This is a genomic window from Myroides sp. LoEW2-1 (genome assembly GCF_009767705.1).
GTDB lineage: Bacteria > Bacteroidota > Bacteroidia > Flavobacteriales > Flavobacteriaceae > Flavobacterium > Flavobacterium album_A.
In genome coordinates this window covers 37,008-47,483 of the sequence record NZ_WSPP01000190.1, presented here as the reverse complement: position 1 = coordinate 47,483, position 10,476 = coordinate 37,008, and the positions used below count along the sequence as shown (strand labels likewise).

General features: G+C 35.4%; 9 protein-coding genes. 2 read left to right on the top strand and 7 right to left on the bottom strand.

The window, feature by feature from the left end; genetic code table 11:
• Positions 1-187: 187 nt before the first annotated feature.
• The 5 genes from GOQ24_RS11590 to GOQ24_RS11570 form a co-directional block, all read right to left on the bottom strand.
• Entirely contained in the window at positions 188-775 is a 588-nt protein-coding gene (locus tag GOQ24_RS11590) for a DJ-1/PfpI family protein (protein ID WP_155092698.1), read from the bottom strand.
• Positions 776-919: 144 nt separating this feature from the next.
• A complete protein-coding gene (locus tag GOQ24_RS11585) occupies positions 920-1,747 on the bottom strand; it encodes a mechanosensitive ion channel family protein (protein ID WP_160339760.1) in 828 nt (275 codons plus the stop codon).
• A 20-nt stretch (positions 1,748-1,767) separates the two neighbouring features.
• Positions 1,768-2,967: an aminopeptidase C gene (locus tag GOQ24_RS11580; RefSeq protein WP_160339759.1), complete on the bottom strand. Its 1,200-nt coding sequence runs from the start codon at positions 2,965-2,967 to the stop codon at positions 1,768-1,770.
• 451 nt (positions 2,968-3,418) lie between these two features.
• Positions 3,419-4,300: a hypothetical protein gene (locus GOQ24_RS11575; RefSeq protein ID WP_160339758.1), complete on the bottom strand. Its 882-nt coding sequence runs from the start codon at positions 4,298-4,300 to the stop codon at positions 3,419-3,421.
• A gap of 240 nt (positions 4,301-4,540) precedes the next feature.
• On the bottom strand, positions 4,541-6,442 hold the full coding sequence (locus tag GOQ24_RS11570) for a S9 family peptidase (protein WP_160339757.1): 1,902 nt from the start codon (positions 6,440-6,442) through the stop codon (positions 4,541-4,543).
• Positions 6,443-6,861: 419 nt separating this feature from the next.
• On the opposite strand from GOQ24_RS11570, the gene GOQ24_RS11565 reads away from it, so the two are divergent.
• The gene (locus GOQ24_RS11565; protein ID WP_155092693.1) at positions 6,862-8,094 is read left to right on the top strand and encodes a dicarboxylate/amino acid:cation symporter; all 1,233 of its coding nucleotides are present in this window, start codon (positions 6,862-6,864) and stop codon (positions 8,092-8,094) included.
• 25 nt (positions 8,095-8,119) lie between these two features.
• Entirely contained in the window at positions 8,120-8,833 is a 714-nt protein-coding gene (locus GOQ24_RS11560; RefSeq protein ID WP_160339756.1) for a DedA family protein, read from the top strand.
• A gap of 142 nt (positions 8,834-8,975) precedes the next feature.
• Here the strand turns inward: GOQ24_RS11560 and GOQ24_RS11555 are convergent, their stop codons facing one another.
• Positions 8,976-9,314: a 2Fe-2S iron-sulfur cluster-binding protein gene (locus GOQ24_RS11555; RefSeq protein WP_155092691.1), complete on the bottom strand. Its 339-nt coding sequence runs from the start codon at positions 9,312-9,314 to the stop codon at positions 8,976-8,978.
• Positions 9,315-9,316: 2 nt separating this feature from the next.
• Positions 9,317-10,369, bottom strand: a complete 1,053-nt coding sequence (locus GOQ24_RS11550) for an NAD(P)/FAD-dependent oxidoreductase (protein ID WP_155092690.1) — start codon at positions 10,367-10,369, stop codon at positions 9,317-9,319.
• Positions 10,370-10,476: the final 107 nt, after the last annotated feature.

Here is a 10,476-nt window from a genome sequence, read left to right as displayed (position 1 = left end):
ATTAAATAACAGAGGGGGGCTTGAAGCCCCCCTCTGTTATATGTATACTCTATCTATGAAATTAATCAACAACAAATATATCTATATAGATAAAGTCATTTCACATTCATTACAAATAGCAAGCGAATTGTAGCTGCACATCTAAAGCACAAACCATAACAAAATACAACTACACAGACGGAGTTACTCAAGAAGCCTCACTCCAAACACCGTGCTTAAACAATTGATACCATTGCTCAACGTAATATTTATCGACATTTAAAACTAACAATATTTCCTTTGTAAACTCAATAGGAGAAATCCCATTAGCTGTAATCACGCCATCATCAAAAACGACAGGTTGATCAATATATAGTAGCTCGCCTTTATACATCGATGCTTGCTCCTGTAAATACTCAAGCGAATTACTCGTATGTAATTTATTGTCTAACAAACCGACACTTGCCAACAACAATGTCGCACTGCAAATTGAAGCGATGACACACTGACTTTCAACCACTTGATTTAAGTAACTAAACAATTTCGTTTTTGTCCTGCGATTGCTCTCCCATAAATGACCACCAGGAATAATAAAAGCAGCAACGCGATTCCATGCGATGTCCCTTAAACTTTTCGTAGGAGTAACTTCCAATCCCCCCATAGAAACCACCTTTTGCCTGCAATCAGATACAAACTCAATCTTGAATTGATTCAATTTTCTGAGTTCAGGAAGTAGAAAAGATATTTCCCAATCCGAATATCCTTCAAACAAATAGATATATACAGTCTGTTTCATAACCTTTAATTTTTATCAAATTTACCCATAATATAGCAAAAGCTATTATTTGTATTGCTATTAATATTAGCAATCTATTGAATATGAAACAGAAAGGCCCCGTACAATAAATGTACGAGGCCTATAACTTATTATGAATTTATCCTACTTTGTATTATCTGATATAATATGCAAATCTCTTTGTGGAAATGGAATCTCGATATTTGCCTCATCTAAAGCATTTTTAACTATCTGCTGTATCACGAATACGGTATCCCAGTAATTAGCTTTATCCATCCATACACGTACATTTAAGTTTACAGAGCTATCCGCTAAACTGTTCACAAAAATGATAGGCTTCGGATCTTGTTTGACTGCTTCATGTTTGGCAAGAGCCTCTTGGATAACATTCTGTGCTGTCTTAATATTAGCATCATACGAGATACCTACTACGAAGTCATAACGACGAGAAGTAATATCACTATAATTAGTAATTACCGAGTTAGCCAACGGCCCGTTTGGACAATAGATCTTTAATCCTGTAGCTCCAGTTATCGTAGTATAAAGCAGGTCTATTTTCTCAACTGTTCCTTCTACTCCCCCAGTGTTAGAGATATACTCTCCTACTTTAAAAGGCTTAAACAACAAGATCAACACCCCTCCAGCAAAGTTAGATAAACTCCCCTGAAGTGCTAGACCAATAGCTAAACCTGCAGAAGCAAATATCGCTAAGAATGAAGATATCTCAATTCCCATAGTATTAGCAGCAGTCAACAGTAATAGTATATACAATATCGCCTGTATAATACTCAACAAGAAACCTCTAAGAGACTTCTCCATATCACGCTTTTCAAATCGATGGCGTAAACCTCTTAAAACAGCTTTAACTATAAACCCTCCAATAATTAATATTAGAATTCCTACCCCAATTTTAGGTAGAGCTCCCATAATATTAGTTATCATATTTTCTAATCCTCCAGCAAATTTTTCCATAACAATTTTTTAATTTCTATTTACAATTTCATTTTTTTAGCTATTCCCTTAGGGATACCATCTTTATGGATCATGATATCCGTCGTTTTATACTTCACGAACTCTTTACTCATATACATATATCCTTTATAGTCATTCGTAGTTCCCCAAGAGTTCTTGATGATATAGTACTCTCTACCTTTTTGATCTTTAGCGATACCTACGATGTGCATCCCGTGATCATCTGTAGTCGTATAGTTATCGAATGCCTCTTGACGCATCTCAGGAGTAACTTTTCTCTCTGGTTTTGGCCCGTTAAACATTTCTTCTTTCTCTTCAGCAGACATATCCTCCCAATCCTTTTCAGGAACGAAAGCTACACCATTTTTCCAGCTAAAATATTTCTCACTCACATCACCAGCCCATGCTACAGTAAAACCATTATTCACTGCGTGATCGATGATCTCTGTTAGCTCCTGCATCGGTACATTATACACTTGATCAAATGCCCAGTTATCAGGAACTAATAAAATAAACTTTTCATAGAAAGGATAGTTCAAATCAGAACCTATTTCAATATAATCATCTGCATTTAGGCCAATTACTTCACTTGCAAAACTTTTAGGAGTATATTCTTTACCTTCCCAAGTAAACTTTTCAGGTACCTCTCCAAGATAAGCATCTATAGCAGCAGCATAAGCTTTTTCCCAGTTCGGAGTAAGTTTCCCATTGGGATTGGAAACGACAGCTTTGAGGATTCCCTCTTGAATAGCAGCCATTTCAGCAAACTTATTCTTAGTCGTACCATAGTTTAATCCTGCATAGACAGACTGAGGCACCGCCCCATATTTTCTATACATATTAATTACATCGTGAAAGGCACCACCATCACCAAGTGTAACAGCTCCATGCATTTTCACATACATTTTTCCCTTTTCAATATAAGCATTACGCGCTGAGAAGATTTGAGATATCTCAACAGGACGCTTACCCATGCGCATCATCTCTGATTCAAGAAATGAATTTGCAGAATAGCTCCAACAAGTACCCGAAGACCCCTGATTTTTAATCGTAGTATTTTCTATATCAACTACAGGTGTAAATTGATATAACTCTTTACTCTTCTCACTTGCATTGTATTTCAACGCATTCACTAAATTATCTTGTGCAAAAGATTGCACAGAAAAGCCCGCTGATAAAATAGCAGCAAATACCCATGCTTTTAATTGATTTCTATACATATTGTTAGGTTTGTTAGAATCGTAAAGATAAAAAAAGTGATTTAAACAGCCTTATTTTCTATCATAAAACTATTTTTCTGTCATACTTTTAGGTAAAACAGCAACTTTAGTTACTTAATTCGCAATCTGTTTTTCTAATGTGATAGCCCTACCATCATCCACACCCCATGCCAGCATGGTACGCTAACTCTTACGACTTTGATTGTATTGATATGTATATGATTACTATATGTTCGGGTAGTGATCGGCTAATAATGGTACTTTTAAGCCGACCATATGCCTATCACAAGCCGACCACAAGCCGACCACCTCGAAAAAAAGTAAAAAACACTGGGATATCCCATTTATACGAACCAGCACAATGACAGAAAAATAACCCTGTCTTAAACAAAAAAGAGGTTATTTCCCATTGCAGGAAATAACCTCTTCTATCTAATATATGATAGACTTACTATAACTCTTTATAAATAATTACAGCACTACCATCAACTTTCTGTGTAAAAACTACTTCCTTGTACTTATTCTCCTCTCTATCCCATTCATCACCAACAAAGTGTTCTTCCATACTATAAACAAATGACACTGGATAATTATCAGCATCATAGGTATAAGTAATAACAACTTCTACTTCTTCCTTACCTTCTACCAGCGTATGTTTTAAATAAGTAGGATTATTAGAAGGCAGTAACCTATTTGCATAATCTAATCCCATAATAGCTCCCTTATTATTACCAAAATCAACCTGTGTTTTCTTACTTAGGTCAACGGCTCCAGTAGTATTCAAGGTATGAAATGCTCCAAAAGGTTTGTCATCATATTTCATAACACTGCTATATGTACCGACAACTTGATTTTCATCATTATACGAATAAAAAGTCATATCTACTACATTCCCTTTATCAACACTATTAATAACACCCAGTTTACTAAAATTAAAAGGAGTTAAACCTAAAACTTCTGCCACAACATACTTGGTAGTTACTAACTGATCTCCACCTGGAAAATACTCAAGTTGAGTCGATTCGACCTCTTTTACTATCCCTTTATCATCATAGATAAATTTGTAGCCAGAATCGTTATCTGAATCAGACACTCTGTGTAATTTCTTATCTACATAGGTAAAATCAACAGTAGCTTCTTCTACTTCTTCTATTTCACCTCTATCATTAAGCTTACTGTCAATTATAATCTTATCGATTACCTTTATTTTATTATTTGGTGGAGTTATCCCTCCACCGTTCTCACCATTGCCAGTAGAACCTCCGTCATCTGAGCTACAAGATGCTCCAAGAAATGCAAGTGCAATAAAAGCACCAAAAACTATCTTTTTCATATTAATTAATTTTTACACAAATTTAAGTTAATTAACACTTATTATTAACAATAAAGCAATTATTGCATTTTTTAAATATAAAGAGCTCTTTTGCCATACAACACACTGTGTTTCAATCACATATTTAACACAAAACAACCAATTACAACAAATTGATAGAATAAAAATATTGACATAAAAAAACAGTGTATCTCCATTACCAGAGATACACTGTTTTTTAACCATAAAATGTATTATCTATTACAACGTTTCTTTCAACCAACGGAAGAACTCACCTTGCCATACTTGAGCATTCTGTGGTCTTACAACCCAGTGATTCTCCTCTGGTAAATACAAGAATCTACTCTTTACCCCTCTCAATTGAGCTGCTTGGAAAGCTTCTTGTCCTTGTCCAATTGGTACGCGATAATCTTTCCCTCCTTGAATAATAAGGATAGGTGTATTCCATTTATCAACATTATTGATTGGATTGAAATTAGCATAAGCATTTTGAGCATCTTTGTTGTCTTTCTCCCAATATGCACCTCCAGTGTCAAAATTAGGGAAGAACACTTCTTCAGTCGTTCCATACATACTTACCAAGTCAAATACTCCACAGTGTGAAATAAAAGACTTAAAGCGATTCTCGTGAATACCTGCTAAGAAAAACACTGAATATCCACCATAGCTCGCTCCTACAGCACCTAATCTCTCTTTATCAACATACTTTTCGGTAGCTACATCATCTATAGCTGCCAAATAATCTTGCATTGGTTTTCCACCCCAATCTTTGCTAATTGCCTCATTCCACTCTACGCCATGACCAGGCATTCCTCTGCGGTTTGGAGCTACAATAATATATCCCTCTGCAGCCATCAATTGAAAATTCCAACGGAAAGAATAAAACTGAGATAAGGCAGACTGCGGTCCTCCTTGTGCATAAAGCAATGTCGGATACTTCTTATTCGGATCAAAATTTGGAGGATAAACTACCCAGGTAACCATATCTTTTCCATCCACAGTTTTCACAATTCTTTTTTCACTGTGACTCAAAGCAATTTTTGAATAAATATCATCGTTTACTTTCGTAATTTGATTCCAAGTTTTCTTTTTCATATCATACGAAAACACTTCTGTTGCATGGTTAAAGTCTGTACGGGTAACAATTGCTTTATCACCGTCAATGCCAACAATACCAGTCACGTCAAACTTACCATCCGTAATTTGTCTTACTACAGGAGCAATTCGCTTTCTTCCAGGAAAGTTAACTTCAAAAAGCTGTATAGTTCCACCAACAGCAGCAGTAAAGTATATCTTACTTCCATCTTTACTCCATTGGTAACTACCTACTGTACCATCCCAATTTGCGGTTAGATTTTGATCTCCACCTTCATAACGCACAATTAAGTCATTCTTGTCTGCTTCATAACCATCTCTTTTCATTTGCAGCCAAGTCAAATATCCTTGTGGAGAAAACGTAGGATTCGTATCATAACCAACATTTGCCTCAGTCAAGTTCTTCGTCACTTTTGTAGCTAAGTTATACTCATACAAATCTGTGTTTGTACTTGTAGCGTACTCTGTACCGAACTTCTTCTTTGCTACGTAAACAATACTCTTGCCGTCAGGAGCCCATACGTAATCTTCATCTCCACCAAAAGGTTTTTGTGGTGCGTCATAAGGTTCATTAGGCATAATATCAATAGCTGCATCTTCCTTTCCAATAGGAGCATAAAAAACGTGGTTATGAGAACCATCATTCCAAGTATCCCAATGTCTATAGTCTAATCCATCAAAAACGTAAGCATCCGACTTAGGCATGTTCGGATACAGATCTTTTCCTAATACATTATTGACTTTAACAGCCTTGTCCAACAGCATATATTCTCCTGTAGGAGATACATTCTTATCTGTCAGTAAATCTTTATACTCAGTAATCTCAGTTGGCACACCACCTGCTAAAGGAATTTGATAAGTAGTAGTATCAAACTTATCTTCTTCCATATTGGCATAGCCTACTTTGTAAATTAAGTTTTTACCATCTTTCGAAATTCCGAGTGGAGACACTCGTCCTAGTTTCCAAAGTAATTCTTTAGTCATTACCTCTTGTGAAAACGCGCTTAAACTTGCTAAACTCAAGGCAAACAAAAATATTTTCTTCATAGTTAGGGATTTATAAAGCCGTAAATTTAGCCTTTTCTTTTAATTATCAAATCTTCTATACCGTTTAATAAGCCTCTTTAACAGTCTTCTAATTGGAAATCGCAAAGCAGGAAGTCAAAGAAAAGTTCTAAACAGCTGAGTTAAGACCATAGCAAATGGATCTGAATAAACTGTAAATCAAATGGGGCGAATCAGCCAAAAAAGAATTACTTAATTGTCAATAAAAACAAGAAACAACTAACTATATCACATGCTTCAGTAGTTAAACATCTAATATATAGACAAAGAATAGTTAGACATTAAAATAGAAAAGAAACAAAGAATACAACAAAACCATCTTTTATCTATTGTTATTTTTTTGTGAAAGAGGATATTATTATAAAAAAATAACTATTTTCACGCACAAATCTTTATTGTAGATGAAAAACAACAAACTTTTTATCGCAATTATTATTGCTTTAATCATGGGTGTACTTTTGGGATGCACCTTTTATTACCAGTTCCCAGCACATAAAGAAGTCTTTGCGAATAACATTAGGTTACTTGGAACAATTTTTATTCGACTGATCCAAATGATTATCGCTCCACTTGTATTCTGTACACTTGTTGTAGGAATAGCGAAAATGGGGGATATGAAAATGGTGGGCCGTGTAGGAGTAAAAGCGATGGCATGGTTCATCACAGCTTCCTTCTTTTCACTTGCAATTGGACTTGCTTTAGTCAATTTATTCAAACCCGGTGTTAATGCAAAGTTTGACTTAGACAATATGCAAGATGCAACTGAGTTAGTTTCTAAAACTGATGCTTTAAGTCTTAAATCATTTATAGAACACTTGATACCTCAGAGTGTTTTTGAAGCCTTTGCGCACAATGAGATCTTACAAATTGTAGTATTTGCCGTTTTCTTTGGTATTGCCTTAACAACCTTAGGGGAACGCGGTAATCAAATCATAACCTTATTCGACAAAATATCTGAAGTTGTCTTAAAGATGGTAACCTATGTGATGTGGACTGCACCATTAGGTGTATTAGGAGCTATAGCGGGGATTGTCGCAGTGAATGGACTTTCCATCTTCTTGGTTTACGGAAAGTTCTTAATTGCATTTTTAGGAGGCCTAATTGTTCTTTGGACTATCTTAATCATTGCCGGATACTTCTTCCTTGGCAAAGACGTATGGCGCTTAATGAAAGCAATCAAAGAGCCGCTATTAATTGCCTTTTCTACAACGAGTAGTGAAGCTGTATTCCCTAAATTAGTAGAAAACTTAAAAGAATACGGATGTTCTCCAAAAGTAGTGTCATTTGTATTACCTTTGGGATACTCTTTCAATTTGGATGGCAGTATGATGTATCTAACATTTGCCAGTATCTTCATCGCTCAGATTTACGAAGTAGAAATGTCATTAGCAACACAGATAGGAATGCTATTAGTACTAATGGTTACAAGTAAAGGTGTTGCAGGAGTTCCACGTGCATCTTTGATTGTTATTGTAGCTACTTGTGCAATGTTTAATATACCACCTGAAGGAATCGCTTTAATATTGCCAATTGATCATTTTTGCGATATGGGCCGTAGTATGACAAACGTATTGGGGAATGGTTTATCAACAGCAGCGATAGACAAATTTGAAACAAACAGTCAAGAAGAATAAAACAGACAAACTATAAAAAAACACTATGGAAGAATTTCAAATTTCCCAATTGATTAACCCAGAGTTTTACATCAATTTACAAATTGCAGGGCATTCAATTGGAATTTATGTAGTACTATTTATTGTATTTGCAGAGACAGGGTTATTTGCAGGTTTCTTTTTACCTGGAGATAGTTTACTTTTCTTATCAGGTATTTACAGTACTGCTCTAATGCAAGAACTTTTCAATATTGACAGTGATTTTATCAATGTTGCATTACTTGCCACTTTTGTCGCTATCTCAGGTATATTAGGAAATACCTTTGGCTACTGGTTTGGGGCAAAAAGTGGAAATTATCTCTACAATGTAAAAGATAATTTCATTTACAAAAAGAAATACTTATACGAGTCAAAAGTATTCTTTGAAAGACACGGAGGTAGAGCAATTATCTTTGCGCGTTTCTTACCTGTTGTAAGAACATTTGCTCCAATTATCGCAGGAATTGTTCGCATGGATGTTAAGCGTTTTATGTTCTACAATGTGATTAGTTCATTCTTGTGGGCAACTACATTAATCTTCGCTGGGCACTATTTGCAAGTATGGTTATTAGAAAGCTATGATATCAACTTAAAACACTATATAGAGTATATCGTATTGTTCTTAGTATTAGTGACAACACTACCTGTAATCATCAAACTATTAAAGAGCAAAGCAGGCAAATCTAATAAAAAGGAAATTTCATCTGAGGAAGGAGAATAATCCTACTTCATTCTAATTATATCAAAAAGCTTCATTGAATACATGAAGCTTTTTTATGGTCTAAAATAGGTAAAACTAAAAAAGGGAATTACTTCGTCTTGAAGTAATTCCCTTTTTGGTATAGTGTATTTAGTTGACAAGTTTAACTCTCAGGAGCCAATTGAACAACTAATCCTTCTAAACTTGGTTCAATGTGTATTTGACAACCTAAACGACTATTATCCTTAACGTTAAACGCCTCGGAAAGCATAGCCTCCTCATCTGGGTTCATTTCAGGTAACTCAACCTCATCGCCATTGATGACATAACATTGACATGAAGCGCACATTGCCATACCTCCACAAATACCAATAGTACCTTCTGGAGCAAGTTCATATGCACGTACCACTTCCATCACATTCATTCCCATATCAGTAGGAGCATCCACAATATGTGTTTCTCCATCTCTGTCAATAATGGTAAGTTTAATATCTTCTGCCATAACTATTCAATAGATTTTACAACAGCTTTTTCAGCCTCTTTACGAGTACCATCAAAGCCATTAATTCCAGAAACAGTAGTATATTTCAATACGAACTTCTTACCTGGGTTCAACATATTATACACACTTTGACACATTAAAGTAGCTTCGTGGAATCCACATAAAATAAGTTTTAATTTTCCAGGATAAATATTCACGTCACCGATAGCGTAAATACCTGGAATATTCGTTTGGTAGTCCAATGCATTATTAACTTTAATAGCGTTCTTTTCTATCTCAAGTCCCCAATCTGCAATAGGTCCTAACTTTGGAGTTAAACCAAACAATGGAATGAAATAGTCACAAGCTATTTCTCGTTTTTCTCCTTCGATATCAACGACAACAGCTTCTAACTTATCCGTTCCTTTTAATTCAACTATTTCACCTGGAGTAAGCATATTAATCTTACCTTGGTCTTTTAAAGCCTGTACTTTTTCTACTGAATCTAAAGCTCCACGGAACTCGTTACGTCTGTGAACTAAATGTACTTCCGCAGCAAGATCTGCAAGGTAGATACTCCAATCTAAAGCAGAGTCACCTCCACCAGCAATAACAATCTTCTTGCCAGCAAACATTTCAGGTTTTTTAACGAAATACTCAACCCCTTTATCTTCGTAAAAAGCTAAGTTTTCTAACTCTGGTTTACGTGGTTCAAAAGATCCTAATCCTCCAGCAATAGCAACTGCCTTACCGTGGTGTTTTGTCCCTTTGTTAGTTGTAACAATGAAAGTTCCATCTTCTAATTTTTCAACTGTTTCGGCTACTTCATTCAAAGTAAAGCCAGGTTGGAACTGTTTAATTTGTTCCATCAAGTTGTCAATTAATTCCGCTGCTCCTACAGAAGGATAGCCCGGAATATCAAAGATTGGTTTTTTTGGATATAACTCAGTTAATTGTCCTCCAGGTTGTGGTAACCCGTCAATTAAATGACATTTTAATTTTAAAAGCCCTGCTTCGAATACAGCAAATAGCCCCGTTGGCCCAGCTCCAATAATAATTATATCTGTCTCGATCATGATGTAGTGTTTACTTTAGTGCAAAGTTCAACTTTGCAGTGATTATTAGAAATGATAAAAGTCAATCAGCAGTAAAAAACACCATGAATGCCTTATTAACTGATTGA